The sequence below is a fragment of the Spiribacter sp. SSL99 genome (assembly GCF_009805925.1).
Taxonomy (GTDB): domain Bacteria; phylum Pseudomonadota; class Gammaproteobacteria; order Nitrococcales; family Nitrococcaceae; genus Spiribacter; species Spiribacter roseus.
This window is the reverse complement of the sequence record NZ_MAOM01000002.1, coordinates 1-15,997: the sequence shown is the minus strand read 5'-3', so window position 1 is coordinate 15,997 and position 15,997 is coordinate 1. Positions and strand designations below refer to the sequence as shown.

The 15,997-nt window shown below is 67.2% G+C and carries 15 protein-coding genes; 11 read left to right on the top strand and 4 right to left on the bottom strand.

Annotated elements, in window-relative coordinates:
• Positions 1-81 precede the first annotated feature (81 nt).
• The 6 genes from BA899_RS00565 to BA899_RS00540 all read left to right on the top strand — a co-directional run bounded on the left by BA899_RS00565 (position 82) and on the right by BA899_RS00540 (position 6,535).
• Positions 82-2,457 (top strand): DNA translocase FtsK, encoded by a 2,376-nt coding sequence (locus BA899_RS00565; RefSeq protein ID WP_159299404.1) that lies wholly within the window; start codon positions 82-84, stop codon positions 2,455-2,457.
• Positions 2,457-3,107: an outer membrane lipoprotein chaperone LolA gene (lolA, locus tag BA899_RS00560; protein WP_159299403.1), complete on the top strand. Its 651-nt coding sequence runs from the start codon at positions 2,457-2,459 to the stop codon at positions 3,105-3,107. Before BA899_RS00565 ends, lolA begins: the two co-directional genes overlap by 1 nt.
• Positions 3,104-4,402, top strand: coding sequence for a replication-associated recombination protein A (locus BA899_RS00555; RefSeq protein WP_159299402.1), 1,299 nt, complete (start codon positions 3,104-3,106; stop codon positions 4,400-4,402). The genes lolA and BA899_RS00555 overlap by 4 nt, the downstream gene beginning before the upstream one ends.
• Positions 4,403-4,466: 64 nt before the next feature.
• Entirely contained in the window at positions 4,467-4,850 is a 384-nt protein-coding gene (gene crcB, locus BA899_RS00550) for a fluoride efflux transporter CrcB (protein ID WP_110883000.1), read from the top strand.
• Between the two features lie 15 nt (positions 4,851-4,865).
• Positions 4,866-6,149, top strand: coding sequence for a serine--tRNA ligase (gene serS, locus BA899_RS00545; RefSeq protein WP_144348202.1), 1,284 nt, complete (start codon positions 4,866-4,868; stop codon positions 6,147-6,149).
• Positions 6,146-6,535 (top strand): GNAT family N-acetyltransferase, encoded by a 390-nt coding sequence (locus BA899_RS00540; protein WP_144348203.1) that lies wholly within the window; start codon positions 6,146-6,148, stop codon positions 6,533-6,535. Before serS ends, BA899_RS00540 begins: the two co-directional genes overlap by 4 nt.
• On the opposite strand, the gene BA899_RS00535 is transcribed toward BA899_RS00540, so the two are convergent.
• Complete coding sequence (locus BA899_RS00535) at positions 6,532-7,212, bottom strand: 7-cyano-7-deazaguanine/7-aminomethyl-7-deazaguanine transporter (protein WP_159299401.1); 681 nt, start codon at positions 7,210-7,212, stop codon at positions 6,532-6,534. The genes BA899_RS00540 and BA899_RS00535 overlap by 4 nt on opposite strands.
• On the opposite strand from BA899_RS00535, the gene BA899_RS00530 reads away from it, so the two are divergent.
• Complete coding sequence (locus BA899_RS00530) at positions 7,211-8,578, top strand: MATE family efflux transporter (RefSeq protein ID WP_159299400.1); 1,368 nt, start codon at positions 7,211-7,213, stop codon at positions 8,576-8,578. The two genes, BA899_RS00535 and BA899_RS00530, sit on opposite strands and share 2 nt — an antisense overlap.
• Positions 8,579-8,581: 3 nt before the next feature.
• Here the strand turns inward: BA899_RS00530 and hisC are convergent, their stop codons facing one another.
• Complete coding sequence (hisC, locus tag BA899_RS00525; protein ID WP_159299399.1) at positions 8,582-9,652, bottom strand: histidinol-phosphate transaminase; 1,071 nt, start codon at positions 9,650-9,652, stop codon at positions 8,582-8,584.
• 134 nt (positions 9,653-9,786) lie between these two features.
• Between hisC and BA899_RS00520 the strand changes: the two genes are divergently transcribed.
• A complete protein-coding gene (locus BA899_RS00520) occupies positions 9,787-11,484 on the top strand; it encodes an iron ABC transporter permease (RefSeq protein WP_235012699.1) in 1,698 nt (565 codons plus the stop codon).
• Here BA899_RS00520 and BA899_RS00515 read toward each other — a convergent pair whose 3' ends face one another.
• Positions 11,485-12,624, bottom strand: a complete 1,140-nt coding sequence (locus tag BA899_RS00515) for an ABC transporter ATP-binding protein (protein WP_110883007.1) — start codon at positions 12,622-12,624, stop codon at positions 11,485-11,487.
• 143 nt (positions 12,625-12,767) lie between these two features.
• On the opposite strand from BA899_RS00515, the gene BA899_RS00510 reads away from it, so the two are divergent.
• The 3 genes from BA899_RS00510 (at position 12,768) to xerD (ending at position 15,612) form a co-directional block, all read left to right on the top strand.
• Positions 12,768-13,793 carry a Fe(3+) ABC transporter substrate-binding protein gene (locus tag BA899_RS00510; protein ID WP_159299398.1) on the top strand — a complete coding sequence of 342 codons (1,026 nt, stop codon included), beginning with the start codon at positions 12,768-12,770 and terminating at the stop codon, positions 13,791-13,793.
• 99 nt (positions 13,794-13,892) lie between these two features.
• Positions 13,893-14,705 carry a slipin family protein gene (locus BA899_RS00505; protein WP_110883009.1) on the top strand — a complete coding sequence of 271 codons (813 nt, stop codon included), beginning with the start codon at positions 13,893-13,895 and terminating at the stop codon, positions 14,703-14,705.
• Positions 14,698-15,612 (top strand): site-specific tyrosine recombinase XerD, encoded by a 915-nt coding sequence (gene xerD / locus BA899_RS00500; protein ID WP_159299397.1) that lies wholly within the window; start codon positions 14,698-14,700, stop codon positions 15,610-15,612. The genes BA899_RS00505 and xerD overlap by 8 nt, the downstream gene beginning before the upstream one ends.
• Here the strand turns inward: xerD and fdxA are convergent, their stop codons facing one another.
• On the bottom strand, positions 15,613-15,936 hold the full coding sequence (gene fdxA / locus BA899_RS00495; RefSeq protein ID WP_069133923.1) for a ferredoxin FdxA: 324 nt from the start codon (positions 15,934-15,936) through the stop codon (positions 15,613-15,615).
• Positions 15,937-15,997: the final 61 nt, after the last annotated feature.

Below are 15,997 nucleotides of genomic sequence, written 5' to 3'. Positions count from 1 at the left end.
CTGGACAGACCACGGTAAGCACCCGGAAGTGCCCACACCCATCGCTGCGAAAGGTCGACCGCCTACTGTACACTCAACGCCATGGCAGGCAAGACAACCGCACGGCGACTGACCGCGCCCGGCAGTCAGCACATCAGTCGGGTTCTCCGGGAGGCGGCCCTGCTGTTGCTGATGGCGGTGGCCGGTTTCCTGATGCTCTCGCTGCTGACGTACACGCCGGCCGACCCGGGCTGGAGTCAGTCCGGGCCGACCCGCGGTGTCGGTAACGCCGGCGGTGTGGTCGGCGCCTACTGGGCGGATCTCAGTCTCTACCTGTTTGGTTACCTCGCCTACCTGTTCCCCGTGCTGCTCGGCCTGCTGGCTACGCTCGTCTATCGCTGGCAGCGGCGTGACGGCGCCGTTCACTGGGGCATCATCGGGGTGCGGGTGGCCGGCTTCGTGATCACCCTGCTCGCCGGTGCGGCCGTGGCCCGCCTGCACATCGAGCCGGTGGCCGGCACCGTGCCGCTCAGTTCAGGGGGTGTGCTGGGCAATCTGGTCGGCGACTGGGGGCGCGAGGCCTTCAGCTTTACCGGTGCCACACTGCTGGCGCTGGCGGTGTTTCTGGCCGGGGTGACGCTGTTCACGGGGCTGTCGTGGATCTCGCTCATGGATCGGCTCGGTCAGCTGGTGCTGGCCCAGGGCAAATACCTGCTGGCGCTGCAGGGCGCGCTGCAGAGCGGAATCACCGCGCTGCGCTCGGCCGGCTCGCGGCAGGCCGCCCGATACGCCGAGCGGCGCCGTGACCGCCAGCGCCAGAAGCCCGCCATCGCGGCACCGGCCCCCGCGTCACCGGCGCCCGCCGCGCCTGCGCCCAAGCCCGCGCCGGCGCGGGCGGCGAGTGGCAATCGGGCCGAACAGCGCCAGCTTTTTGAGACGCCGCCGCCCAATGGTGGCCATCCGCCGGTGTCACTGCTGGATTCGCCCCAGGCCGAGCAGCCCGGTTACAGCCACGAGGCGCTCGAGGCGATGTCCCGGCTGGTCGAGACCAAGCTGGCGGATTTCGGTGTCGAGGTGGAGGTGGTCGCCGTTCAGCCCGGTCCGGTGATCACCCGTTTCGAGCTCAAGCCCGCGGCCGGGGTGAAAGTCAGTCAGATCAGCAATCTGTCCAAGGACCTGGCACGCGCCCTGTCGGTGACGGCGGTGCGGGTGGTGGAAGTCATTCCCGGCAAGTCGGTGGTGGGGCTCGAGATCCCCAACGAGCATCGTCAGGTCATCGCGCTGTCCGAGATCATTCGAGCGGATGCCTTCGAGAAGGCCGATTCGCCCCTCACGCTGGCGATCGGCAAGGACATCGGTGGTTATACCCAGGTGGTCGACCTGGCGAAGATGCCGCATCTGCTGGTGGCCGGTACCACCGGCTCGGGCAAGTCGGTGGGCATCAACGCCATGATCATCAGCATGCTCTATAAAAACGCCCCCGAGCAGGTGCGCATGATCATGATTGATCCGAAAATGCTCGAGCTCTCGGTGTATGACGGCATCCCGCACCTGCTGGCGCCGGTGGTCACGGACATGAAGGAGGCGGCGAATGCGCTGCGCTGGTGTGTCGGCGAGATGGAGCGGCGCTATCGCGTGATGTCGGCGCTGGGGGTGCGCAATATCGGCGGGGCCAACCGCCGGATCCGCGAGGCGCGGGATCGTGGTGAGCCGCTCACTGATCCGCTCTGGAACCTCGGGGGCGACCGGGTCGAGCCGACGCTGGATGGCGAGGCGCCGCAACCCCCGGTGCTCGAGCCCATGCCCTACACCGTGGTGGTGGTCGATGAATTCGCCGACATGATGATGATGGTCGGCAAGAAGGTCGAGGAGCTCATCGCGCGCCTGGCGCAGAAGGCCCGTGCTGCCGGCATTCATCTGATCCTGGCCACCCAGCGGCCGTCGGTGGACGTCATCACCGGGTTGATCAAGGCGAATATCCCCACGCGGATGGCCTTTCAGGTGTCCTCGCGGGTGGATTCGCGCACCATCCTTGATCAGATGGGGGCGGAGTCCCTGCTCGGGCATGGCGACATGCTGTACATGGGGCCCAGCAGTCGCGGCCTGCCCGAGCGGGTGCACGGCGCATTCGTCTCGGATGCCGAGGTGCATCGGGTGGCCGAGCATCTCAAGCAGAGCGGCTCGCCGGACTATGTCGACGGGATTCTGGACGAGGGCGGCGGGGACGCCGCCGGCGTCGGCGCCCTGCCGGGTGAAATGAACGCGGCCGGCGGCGAGTCGGACCCGCTCTACGACCAGGCGGTGCGAATCGTCACCGAGACCCGCAAGGCCTCGATCTCGGGGGTTCAGCGACGCCTCAAGGTGGGCTATAACCGCGCGGCCCGCCTGGTCGAGGAAATGGAGGCGGCCGGCATCGTCGGACCGCTACAGGCCAATGGCTCGCGCGAGGTGATCGCGCCACCACCGCCGGGGGATTGATGGACCGCAGAATCGACAACAGGATCCGGGGCTGCCTGATGGCCGTGCTCGGCGCCTGCGCAGCGCTGGCTGGCACAGCCGTGGCCGAGCCCGATACACCCACGCCGCTGGACCGGCTGGCGGCGTATTTCGAGTCGGTGGAAACCCTCGAGGGTGAGTTCCGCCAGACCACCCGTGACGAGGCCGGTACCGTGGTGGAAGAGGCCGCCGGGTCGTTTGTCATGGCCCGCCCCCAGCGCTTCATCTGGGACTACGACAAGCCCTGGGAACAGCTCATCGTGGCCGATGGCGAGCAGCTCTGGGTGCACGATGTCGCCCTCGAGCAGGTGGTGGTCCGGCCGCTGGACGACGCCCTGGGGGTGGGCGCCGCGCAGCTGCTGAGTGGCGATTTCGCCAACCTGAAAGACAATTTCGACCTGTCGGTGACCAACGACGGCCGGATTCGGATGCGACCCACCGATCCGGCGTGGAATTTCCAGCGCGTGCATCTCACGCTTGAGGACGGAGTGCCCGCCATCATCGAGGTCCAGGATGGCATGGGCCAGCGCGTGAGCGTTGAACTGCTCGCCATTGAGCGCAATCCAGACGTTGACTTTGAGCGTTTCGAATTTGAACCGCCCGAGGGCGTGGATGTGATGCAGGGCGCATGATCGACCGCACCCGTCCGCTGGCCGACCGCATGCGGCCGCGCCATGCGGATGAATTCGCCGGCCAGTCGCACCTGTTGGCCCCGGGTCGGCCGCTGGGGGAGGCGCTGGTGGCTGGCCGGCCGCACTCGATGGTCCTGTGGGGACCGCCGGGCACTGGCAAGACAACGCTGGCACGGATGGTCGCGACAGCGGCGGATGCGGAGTTTCTGACCCTCTCCGCAGTCATGGCCGGGGTCAAGGATATCCGCGAGTCGGCGGCCCGCGGTCGGGCCAACCGCGAGGCCGGACGTCAGACCCTGCTGTTCGTCGACGAGGTGCATCGCTTTAACAAGGCCCAGCAGGATGCCTTTCTGCCGTATATCGAGGACGGCACGCTGCTGTTCATCGGTGCCACCACTGAAAACCCCTCGTTCGAGCTCAACAACGCGCTGCTCTCCCGGGTGCGCGTCTATGTGCTGCGTACCCTCGAGCCCGAGGCCATCGGCCGGTTGATCGATGCCGCCATGGGGGATGCCGAGCGCGGCCTCGGGGATACGCCCCTGCAGCTCGACCCCGCGGCGCGCGAGGCACTGACCCAGCTGGCCGACGGTGATGCCCGCACGGCGCTGAGCCTGCTGGAGGTGGCCGCGGACCTGGTGGGCGACGACGGGGTCATCGGTGTGGACCGGGTCCGCGAGGCGGCGGCCGGCGGCCGGGCGCGCTTTGACAAGGGCGGTGATGCCTTCTACGACCTCATTTCGGCCCTGCACAAATCGGTGCGTGGCTCGGCACCCGACGCCGCACTGTACTGGTACGCGCGCATGCTCGAAGGCGGCTGCGATCCGCTGTACATCGCCCGTCGGGTGGTGCGCATGGCCTCGGAAGACATTGGCAATGCCGATCCGCGTGCCCTGCAGGTGGGCCTCGATGCGTGGCAGGCCCAGGAGCGGCTGGGCTCACCCGAGGGCGAACTGGCGATCGCCCACGCCATTACTTACATGGCCTCGGTGCCCAAGAGCAACGCCGTGTACAGCGCCTTCAACCAGGCCATGGCCGATGCCCGCAGCGAGGGGTCGCTCGAGGTGCCGGTGCATCTGCGCAATGCCCCCACCCGGCTGATGAAATCCCTCGGCTATGGGCATGCCTATCGGTATGCCCACGACGAGCCCCACGGCTACGCCGCCGGTGAGCAGTACCTGCCCGATGCACTGGCGGGGCGGCGCTACTACCAGCCCACCGAGCGCGGCCTCGAGCGCCGCATCGCCGACCGACTGGCATGGCTGGCCGAGCTGGATGAGGCGGCGGGGCGGCGCTGATTGGCTACGATGGCCATCGGGTTTCGCGTACACTTCGGCGGTCTTCTCGAGGAAGAGTCAGGCGATGGCATTTGTCGGTGAATATCTGGCGGTAGCCAGTGGCGGGGCGATTGGCGCGGCACTGCGCTACGGCGCCACGGCGGCGGTCCACGGCGTGCTGCCCCGGGCCTTTCCCTGGGGAACGCTGGCGGTGAACGTGGTCGGCAGCCTCCTGATCGGGGTGGCCTTCGTCCTGCTTGTGGAGCGGAGTCTGCCCGGCTCAAGCCTGCGGCTTTTCTTTGCCGTTGGCGTGCTGGGGGCGTTCACCACGTTTTCAACCTTCTCGCTAGACACCATCGCGCTGTACGAGGCCGGTGCCGGTCTGCAGGCGGCGGCCTATGTCCTGGCGAGCGTGACCACCTGCCTGCTGGCAACGCTCACGGGCATTCTCATCACCCGCAGTTTCTAGGACACGAGCCAATCGATGCTTGATCAAAAAACCCTCCGGCAGAATCCTGACGCGGTGGCCGAGCAGCTGGCGCGGCGCGGTCATGCCTTTGATGCCGAGCACTATGCCGGGCTCGAGGCGCGGCGCCGCGAGCTGCAGTCGCGCACCGAATCCCTCCAGCACGAGCGCAATGCCCAGTCGCGGGCGATCGGTCAGGCCAAGCAGGCCGGCGAGCCGGTGCAGCCTCTACTGGATGCGGTCGCTGATCTGGGTGAGGCGCTCAAGACCGCCCAGTCCGAGCTCGAGACCCTGCAGGCCGAGCTGCGCGCCATCCAGCTGGGACTGCCCAACCTGCCCCATGACACGGTGCCGCCCGGTCGCGACGAGGCGGACAATATCGAGGTCCGACGCTGGGGCACGCCGCCGTCCTTCGACTTCGAGGCCCGCGATCATGTCGAGCTCGGCGAGGCGCTGGGTGGCGGACTGGATTTTGCGGCAGGAGCGAAGCTGTCGGGGGCGCGTTTCGTGGTCATGCGCGGGGGCGTTGCAAGGCTGCACCGGGCACTCGCGCAGTACATGCTGGACGTGCATACCGAGCAGCATGGCTATCACGAAACCTATGTCCCCTACCTGGTGGGCGAAGAGGCGTTGACCGGGACCGGGCAGCTGCCCAAGTTTGATGAGGATCTGTTCTCCATCGCCGGGTTCGAGCCGTCGCTGCGGCTGATTCCCACCGCCGAGGTGCCGCTCGCCAACCTGGCGGCCGGCGAGATCATCGAGGCCGATCAACTGCCGCTGGGTTATGTCTGTCACAGCCCCTGCTTTCGTTCCGAGGCCGGCTCCTACGGGCGTGATACCCGCGGCATGATCCGCCAGCATCAATTCGACAAGGTCGAGCTGGTGCAGCTGACCCGTCCGGACGACTCCTACGCGGCCCTCGAGCGGCTGACCCGGCATGCCGAGATCATCCTCCAACAGCTCGCACTGCCGTATCGGGTGGTCACGCTCTGTGGCGGCGACATGGGCTTCGCGGCCGCCAAGACCTACGACATCGAAGTCTGGCTGCCCGGTCAGGCGAGCTACCGGGAGATCTCCTCCTGCAGCAATACCGAGGCTTTCCAGGCACGCCGCATGCAGGCGCGCTGGCGCCACCCCGATACCGGTCGTCCCGAGCCGTTGCACACCCTGAACGGCTCGGCGCTGGCGGTGGGGCGTTGCCTGGTGGCGGTGCTCGAGAACTACCAGCGGGCCGATGGCCGTGTGGCCATCCCCGCCGTGCTCCAGCCCTATATGGGCGGGTGCGAGTGGCTGACACCATGAGTCGGGATGTCGACGCGGCCATTCGCGGCTGGCGCGAACAGACCATTCCGGCGGCTGGCGAGCCCGACTCGCTGCTCGCCTACCGCTGGTTCGGCTCAGTGCGGGCCGTGGTCGAGGCCGAGTCGGATTATCTGGTCCTGATGCGCATCGAGACCGATCCGGCCTCGCGGGGCCGCGGCGAGGCGAGTCAGGCGCTGGAGTGGCTGAAAACGCTGTGCGATCGCCATGGCGTGACGCTGCTCGGGCAGGCCAACGTCGACGAGGCGGGCGGCCTGGAGCAGACCGCGCTGCTCGACTGGTATGCCCGGCACGGGTTTGAAATCGATGCCAGCCGCCGCGGCGGGCCGCTGGTCTGGTATCCGCGCCGCCCGGCGCCGGCTGACTAGCGCGGCGACGCCGTGGCCGGTCGCAGGCCGATGCGCCCGTCCGGCCCCAGCACCCGGCGCTGCAGCCAGCCCAGCAGAAGCCCGTAGGCGGGCAGGAACAGCAGCAGCGAGATGCCCAGCTTCATGGCATAGTCCACCGCCGCGATCTCCGGCCAGTGGGCGGCCATGAAGGGGTCGGGGCTGCGGTAGAAGGCAATGCCGAAGAACGCCACGGTGTCGGCGAGATTGCCGAACAGGGTGGAAACCGCCGGGGCCACCCACCAGCGGGCCGAGGCCCGCAGACGATCGAACAGCTGGATGTCGAGCAGCTGCCCGAGGGCATAGGCCATGAAACTGGCGATGGCGATCCGGCCGACGAAGCTGTTGAGCGTGAGCAGCGCCTCGCTCCCCTGGAAGCTGCCCTGCTGGAACAGCACGCCGAGTGCATACGACACCACGAGTGCCGGGCCCATGGCAAAAAAGATGATCCGCCGGGCGGCGTACTTGCCAAAGGTCCGTACCGTCAGGTCCGTGGCAAGGAAAATGAAAGGAAACGAGAACGCGCCCCAGGTGCTCTGCACCCCGAAGAGCGTCACCGGTAGCTGCACCAGGTAGTTGCTGGCGGCGATGATGGCGATATGCGCCCCGGCAAGCACCAGCAGGGCGCGGCGATACTGTTCAGGAGTGACCATTTTCATGGGTGCGGAGTATAGCAGCCCGACAGCGCCACGCACGCCCGGGGCGGCGCGCCGGCGCGTGATGGCGCTGGCCTGGCCGCTGATCGTGTCCAACCTGACGGTGCCGCTGCTGGGCCTGGTCGATACCGCGGTGGTCGGTCACCTGTCCGACAGCCAATACCTCGGTGGGGTGACGCTGGGCGCGACGCTGTTCAGTTTCCTCTACTGGGGGTTCGGCTTTCTGCGCATGGGCACGACGGGTCTGGCGGCCCAGGCCTGCGGGCGGCAGGATCAGGACGATCTCATCCGGCTGCTGGGACAGAGCCTGATGCTGGCGGCGGTGATTGGTCTGGCCCTGATCGCCCTGCATCCGCTGTTGATCCCCGCAGGCCTCGCGCTGCTCGACGGAAGCGCGGCGGTCACCGCCGAGGCCGATACCTACGCCCGCATCCGCATACTGAGCGCGCCGGCCGTGCTGGCCAACTATGCGCTGATCGGCTGGTTTCTGGGGCGCGGCTACAGTCGCATCACCCTGGTGCTGATGATCGTCAATAATGTGGCCAATATCCTGCTGGACCTGCTGTTTGTGGTGGGACTTGGCATGACCACCGACGGCGTCGCGCTTGCCAGCGTGATGGCCGACTACCTGGCGCTGATCGTTGGCGCCGGCTGGGCATTGCATGCCTGGCGGGGCTGGGGGTGGCGCCGGGTGACCGGTGTCTTTGGCCCCGTCGCGGGGTATCGGCGGTTGCTGGGGGTGAACGCGGCGCTTTTCATTCGCACGCTGTGCCTGCTGTTCGCGTTCGCCTTCTTCCACTCCCAGGGCGCGCAGCTGGGGGATGTCACCCTGGCGGCGAACGCGGTGCTGCTGCAGTTCGTGTTGCTCGCCTCCTACGGGCTCGACGGGTTCGCGCATGCCACCGAGTCACTGGTGGGCCAACAGATCGGCGCCGATGACGAGGCCGGCTTCCGACGGGTGGTGCGGGCCGCGCTGGAATGGTCGCTGGCGACCGCGATGCTGGCGAGTCTGGGCTTTGCGCTGGGGGGCGAGGCGCTGATCCGGCTGCTCACCGATCTCCCCGATGTGCGGGCCATGGCCGAGCGCTTTCTGCCCTGGATGGTGGCCATGCCATTGCTGGCGGTGGCCAGTTATCTGCTTGATGGCATTTTCATTGGGGCGACACGGACCCGAGCCATGCGGGACACCATGGTGGTGGCGGTGGTGGCCGGTTATCTGCCGGTCTGGTGGCTGTCGCAGCCCCTGGGCAACCACGGCCTGTGGCTGGCCTTCGTGAGTTTCACCCTGGCCCGCGGTGTACTGCTGGGTGCGGTGTTCTGGCGCAGCTGGCGGCATCGCACCTGGTTTGCCGCAGCGCTGGACGCCTGACGCCTAGAGCATCGCGAGCAGCGCGGTCAGCAGCGCATCGTTCTGCGCCGGGGTCCCGACGCTGATGCGCAGATGATCGCGCAGCCGCGGGGTGTCGAAATGGCGCACCAGGATGCCCTGGTCCTTGAGCCCGGCGTACAGCTGCGCGGCGCCGGCCGCAGCGCCCCCAGGCACCCGCGCCAGGCAGAAGTTCGCCTGGCTGTCGGGCACCGTGAAGCCTGCCTCGCGCAGGGTCCCGGTCAGGCGCTGGCGTTCATCACGCACCGCCGCCCAGCTGGCCCGGGCGCTGGATTGATCCGCCAGCGCGGCGGCGCCCAGGTGATCAGCCAACGCATCGACGCTGTAGCTGTCCCGGGTCTTGGTGGCGATCGGCTCGATCAGGCCAGCCGGGCCGATGCCGTAGCCAAGCCGCAGTCCGGCCAACGAATAGCCCTTTGACAGCGTCCGCAGAATCATCAGGTTGTCGTGCCGGTGGATCAGGGCGGTGACATCGTGATCGGGGTCGGCGAAGTCCACGTAGGCCTCGTCCACCAGCAGCACGCCCTGCAGCGCGTCGGCCAGGGCGCTGATGACATCCGCGGCAAGCAGCCGACCACTGGGGGCGTGGGGATTGACCAGCAGCGTCAGGGGTACGCCGGCACGGTTCATTTCGGCGGCAAATTCCGCCGGCGGCGCCCAGTCGCTGTCCAGTGCCACCCGGTGCACCGGGGTGTCGTGAATCGCGGCCAGCACGGAGTAGAGGGAATAGCTGGGCTCGGCGATGCCGATGGGCTGCCCGGGCGGGACGAATGTGGTGATGGCAAGCCGCAGCAGTTCGTCGCCCCCGTTGGTGGCCACCAGCTGGCTCCGGTTCACGCCATGCAGCGCCGCCGCCTCGTTCATCACCGCTGCCGCGCCGGGGGAGGGGTAGCGGCGCAGGGCCTCGGCGCCGATCGTTGTCAGCGCCTCCATGACCCGGGGCGAGGGCGGCCACGGGTTTTCGTTGGTGTTGAGCTTGATGACGCCCGGGTCGGTGGGCTGCTCGCCGGGCACGTAACCCGCCATACGGCGGATGATGTCGCGTTCGTAAGTCATAGGGGCATCATACCGCCGGCATTGACGGGCGTCAGCGCCGACCCGGCCGTGATGGGCTGAAAAACCCGCCCGAGACCGCTATCATTGTGGACCAATAAGGTCCTGATCCACGATTGCGCCTGGAGTATCCAACAGTGGCAGCGTCTGCGCGTTCGCTCTCGTTCTTCCCCCGCCTGCTTCTCGCCTCGCGGCGCATGAGCATCTGGACGGTCATGATGCTCACGATCGCGTTGCTGGTCTCGCTGCCGGTGCTCACGGTGCTGGCGCATGTGTTCGTGCCCGCGCCGGATGTGTGGGCGCACCTGGCGACTACGGTGCTGCCGCGTTATCTGCTCAACACCGCGGGTCTGGTGCTGGGCGTGGGTATCGGTGTGCTGGTGCTGGGGGTCGGTACGGCATGGCTGGTGGTGATGTGCCGGTTCCCCGGCCAGCGCCTGTTCGAGTGGGCGCTGCTCCTGCCGCTGGCGGTGCCGACTTACGTCATCGCCTATGCCTACACCGACTTCCTGCAGTTTGCCGGGCCGCTGCAGAGCCTACTGCGGGACCTGTTCGGCTGGAGTGCGGGCGACTACTGGTTCCCGCCGGTGCGCTCGCTGGGTGGGGCGATCGCCCTGCTGTCCCTGGTGCTCTATCCCTATGTCTATCTGCTCACGCGCGCGGCGTTCCTCGAGCAGTCCGTCTGCGTGCTCGAAGTGGGCCGCACGCTGGGGCGCGGGCCGTGGCGGCTGTTCAGCACCATCGCCATTCCGCTGGCGCGGCCGGCCATCGCCGGGGGCGCCGCGCTCGCGCTGATGGAAACGCTCAACGAGTTTGGCGCCGTGCAGTTCTTCGCCCTCGATACCTTCACCACCGGCATCTACCGGACCTGGTTCGGGCTGGGTGAGCGTACCGCGGCGGCCCAGCTCGCGGGGGTGCTGCTACTGTTCGTGCTGGCGCTGCTGCTGATCGAGCGCATCTCGCGCGGCAAGGCACAGTACTTTCACACCTCCAGTCGCTACCGCGAACTGCCACAGTATGAGCTGCGGGGCGCGCGGCGCTGGCTGGCGGTGGCGGGCTGCGGGCTGCCGGTGGTGCTGGGCTTTGTCCTGCCGGCGCTGCTGCTGCTCGAAATGAGCCTGACCAACGGTGATGGGCGGCTCGGCTGGGCGTTTCTGCCCTATATCTTCAACAGTGTCAGCCTGGCCACCGCGGCCGCACTGGGCGCGGTCGGCCTGGCGGTGCTGCTGTCCTACGGCGTGCGGCTGGCGCCCTCGCCCCTCACCGAGGCGGCGGTGCGGGTCTCCGCGATGGGCTATGCCGTGCCGGGCGCCGTCATCGCCGTGGGCATCCTCATCCCGCTGGGCTGGATGGATCAGCAGATCTATGCGCTGTTCCGCGGCGAGTTCGGCTGGGATGTCGGTCTGCTGCTCACCGGCAGTGGCGTGGCACTGGTGTATGCCTATCTGGTGCGCTTTCTGGCGGTGTCCTACAACGCGGTCCAGGCCAGTCTGACCAAGGTCACGCCCACCATGGATGCCGCGTCGCGCACTCTGGGCAAGACCGCCGGTGGGACCCTGCGCCGGGTGCATGCGCCGATCATGCGCGGCAGTCTGCTGGGCGCCGGGATCCTGGTGTTCGTCGACGTCATGAAAGAGCTGCCGGCGACCATCATTCTGCGGCCCTTCGACTTCACCACACTGGCGGTGCGCTCCTACGAGCTGGCCTCGGATGAGCGCCTCAGTCAGTCGTCCACGGCGTCACTGGCGATCGTGCTGGTGGGGATCATCCCGGTGATCCTGCTCAGCCGCGCCATGCGGCATTCCCGGCCCGGATCGGCCGACTCGGATCACTGATCAGGCCGCAAAGACGAACGTCTGACTGGGGTCGAGGTGGATATCGATGGGCTCGTCGCGCTGAGGCAGGAAAACCCCGGGCATGTGGGCATGCATGTGGAATTCATCATTGCCCTGGTGCACACACAGGTGAATGAAGCTGGCCCCGCCCAGCAGCCGCGACATGAGGACATGGCTGTGGCTGTGGTCCATGGGGCCTGAGCGTTTTTCGACGCTGAGCGCCTCCGGGCGGATCAATACTTGGGCATTGGTGCCCTCCGCCAGATGGCCTGCATCCACAGGGCCCAGCGGGGTCGCGACCTGACCGTCCGTGACCACCCCGCGGACCTCGTTCACATCCCCGAAGAAGCGCACCACGAAGGGATCCTGCGGGTTGCAGTAGATCTCGGTCGGCGTGCCCTGCTGGACGATCCGGCCGTCGCGCATGACGGCGATCCGGTCGGCCATGAACAGGGCTTCCTCCGGGTCATGGGTGACCAGCAGCGTCGCGGTGCCGTTGCGCTTGAGCAGGTGCAGCGTGTCGTCGCGGATGCGGTCACGAAGACGCGCATCAAGGCCCGAGAACGGCTCGTCGAGGAGCATGATCCGCGGCGATGGGGCCAGCGCGCGGGCCAGCGCGACGCGCTGCTGCTGCCCGCCGGACAGGACATGCGGGAAGCTCTCCGCAAAGGGCGCAAGTCCCAGCTGCGCGAGCAGCGCGCGGGAACGCTGCTCGCGCTCGCGCGCCGACATTCTGGGTAACCCGAAGCCCACATTGTCGAGAACGCTCAGGTGCGGGAACAGCACGGCGTCCTGAAAGACAAGACCGACCTGGCGCTGCTCCGGCGGGGTCCAGGTGCTGTCACTGGCGTCGGACATCAGCTTGTTGCCAATCCGTACCCGACCGGCCTGGGGACGCTCCAGCCCGGCGGCGAACCGCAACAGGGTCGTCTTGCCGCATCCCGATGGGCCGAGCAGGCAAAGCAGTTCCTCAGGCTCGACGCTCAGGTTGATGTCGTCGGCCGCGGTCACGGTATCGAACTGATGACTGATCCCCTCGAGCTGGAGGGCCTCGCCGGACGGCGTCGGGCAGGGGGCCTGTACGCCGGCGACGCCACCGGCGGGAAACCGGGAGACAAGATCGTTCTGCTGTGCGCTCATACCGGGAGTTTCGGTCATCACCCGGCGTTTTTGCAAGCGATTCTCATTGGCGGTTGACGGGGGGCGATGGGTTCGGTTTAATCGCTTTCAAGTTGCGAATGGTTCGCATCCGCATTTAACTCGGCAAAAACCAGGAGACTTGCATGTCAACGAAGATCCGAAACACCGCGTGGATGCTCGGCGTCGGCGTGGCGGCGGGAGTCAGCGTCGCCAGTGCCCAGACCCTCAACCTCTACACGGCCCGGCATTACGACTCGGATGAAGCGCTCTATGAGGCGTTCGAGCGGCAGACCGGCGTTGAAGTGAATGTGCTCGAGGGTGATTCCGATCAGCTCATCGAGCGGATCCGTCGCGAGGGGGCGGCGAGCCCGGCGGACATCTTCATGACCGTGGACGCCGCCCGGCTCCAGCGCGCCGAGGCGGCGGGGCTGTTTGCGCCGGTGGACTCGGAAGTGCTCACCGAGCGCATCCCGGCGCCCCTGCGCGATCCGGAAAACCTCTGGTTCGGGTTCAGCGAGCGGGTGCGGATCGTCTACTACGACAAGGAGCAGTATGACGAGCCGCCGCTCAGTCGCTACGAGGAGCTCGCGGATCCGCGTTTCGAGGGCGAGGTCTGCATCCGCTCCTCGAACAATGACTACAACCAGTCGCTGGTGGCCTCGCTGATCGCCGCCAACGGGCCGGAGGCCACCGAAGCCTGGGCCGAGGGACTGGTCGACAACATGGCGCGTCCGCCGCAGGGCGGCGACACCGACCAGATCCGTGGGGTCGCCGCCGGCGAGTGTGGCCTGGCGGTGGGTAACCACTACTACTGGATCCGCCTCGCGCTGTCCGACGACGAGGCCGATCAGGCCGTCGCCGAGCGGGCCGGGTTGATCTTCCCCAACCAGGATGGCCGGGGCACGCATCGCAACATTGGCGGCGCGGGCATGGTCGAGGGCGCCCCGAACCCCGAGGCGGCCCGTCAGTTCCTTGAGTTTCTTGCCTCGGACGAGGCTCAGAAGCTGTTTTCCGCTGGCAACAATGAGTTTCCCGCGGTCGAGGGTGTTGAGCCGGTCGCGGCACTTCAGCCCTACACCGACGTCGCCTTCGACGATGTCAGCATGAGCGTGCTGGGTGACTACAACGCCGACGCGGTGCGACTGATGGACCGGGCCGGCTGGCGCTGATCCCTGATTCCCTCCCCTTGATGGCTTGGCCGCGACGGGAACGAACCCGCTCGCGGCCTTTTCTGTCCTAGAATGGAGACATACCGATAAGGGGATATCATGTTGATTCCAGGTTTGATTGTCGCCGCTGCGATCCTGCTGATCGTGGTGGCATCGTTTCGTGTGTTCCGCGAATATGAACGCGCGGTGGTGTTTCTGCTCGGGCGCTTCTGGCGCGTGAAAGGGCCCGGCCTACGGCTGGTCATTCCCATCATCCAGCAAGCGGTCAAGGTGGATCTGCGGGTGATCACGCTCGATGTCCCCTCCCAGGACGTCATTTCCAAGGACAACGTGACCGTCAAGGTGAACGCGGTGCTCTACTACCGCGTGATGGATCCCGAGCGGGCGGTCATTCATGTCGAAGATTTCAACGCGGCCACCAGCCAGCTCGCGCAGACGACGCTGCGCTCGGTGCTTGGCAAGCACGATCTCGACGAGATGCTCTCGGAGCGCGACAAGCTCAACTCCGACATCCAGGAGATCCTCGATGACCAGACCAATGCCTGGGGCATCAAGGTGGCGAATGTCGAGATCAAGCATGTCGATCTTGATGAATCCATGATTCGGGCGATAGCCCGGCAGGCCGAGGCCGAGCGCAATCGGCGTGCCAAGGTGATTCATGCCGAGGGTGAGTACCAGGCCTCGCAGCAGTTGCTGGATGCCGCGAATGTGCTGGCGGAGAATCCGCAGGCCATCCAGCTGCGTTATCTGCAGACGCTGAGCGATATCTCGGTGGACAACGCCTCGACCATTGTCTTCCCGGTGCCCATGGAGATGATGAAAGCCCTCGGCCCCGGTGGGCTGCAGACCGGTGGCGCGCCGTTCAGCGTGAACCCCGGCAGCGACGCGGCGCCGGCGGGGGCCAATGGCTGAGCCGGCGCGGGCCGAGGCCCAGGCTGCTACCGTCGAGGCCTTCCTCGACGGCCTGTGGATGGAGCGGGGGCTGGCCGGCAATACCCTGGCGGCCTATCGCAGCGATCTGCTGGCGTTTGCCCGCTGGCTGGATGAATCCGGTGCCCCGGCGCTGCTGGATGTCGGGCGAGCGGAGGTCATGCGCTACCTCGCGGCCCGCGTGGCGGGCGGGGCCAGCCGGCGCAGCAGCGCCCGGCTGCTCTCGGCCCTGCGGCGCTTCTATCGCTTCCAGCTCCGGCAGGGGATGATTGAGCATGATCCCACCGCGCGGGTGGAAGCACCGCGTTCGGGCCGGCCGTTGCCGACATCCCTCACCGAGGCGGAGGTGGAGCGCCTGCTGGAGGCGCCCGACACCGATTCGTTTCTCGGGCTGCGCGATCGGGCGATGCTCGAGCTGTTGTATGCCACCGGGTTGCGGGTCTCGGAACTGGTCGGGCTGCGACTCGATCAGATCAATCGCCGACAGGGTGTGGTCCGGGTGACGGGTAAGGGCGGCCGGGAGCGCCTGGTACCCCTGGGTGAGACGGCACTCGCCGCCCTTGAACAGTATCTGGCGGATGGCCGTGCGGCGGTCACCCGGGCCGCGGGCGCGACATCCGTGTTCGTCACCCAACGGGGTCAGGGGATGACCCGTCAGGCTTTCTGGTACCGGGTGCGCGATCATGCCCGCACGGCGGGCATTCACCAACCGCTGTCACCGCATACGCTCCGCCATTCGTTCGCCACCCATCTGCTCAATCATGGCGCCGACCTGCGGGCGGTGCAGCTGCTGCTCGGCCATAGCGACTTGTCGACCACGCAGATCTACACCCACGTGGCCCAGGCCCGGTTACAGGCCCTGCACGCGGCGCATCATCCGCGTGGCTAGCTAGCGCTCGAGGTGCTCGAGCTTATTGGGAACGCCGTCCCATTGCTCGGCATCCGCCGGCGCTTCCTTCATTTCGGTGATCACCGGCCACTTCTGCGCCAGATCGGCATTCAGGTCCAGAAAATGCACCATCTCGTTCGGCAGGTCGTCCTCTGAATAGATCGCCTCGGCCGGGCATTCGGGCTCGCAGAGCGTGCAGTCGATGCACTCATCGGGATCGATGGCGAGAAAGTTGGGACCCTCGTGGAAGCAGTCCACCGGGCAGACTTCCACGCAGTCGGTGTATTTGCACTTGATGCAGTTGTCGGTGACGACGTACGTCATGGTTCTCTCCGGTCGGTGATCAATCGATGCCCCCGGATGCTAGGGCCGCTGCCGGGTGGCA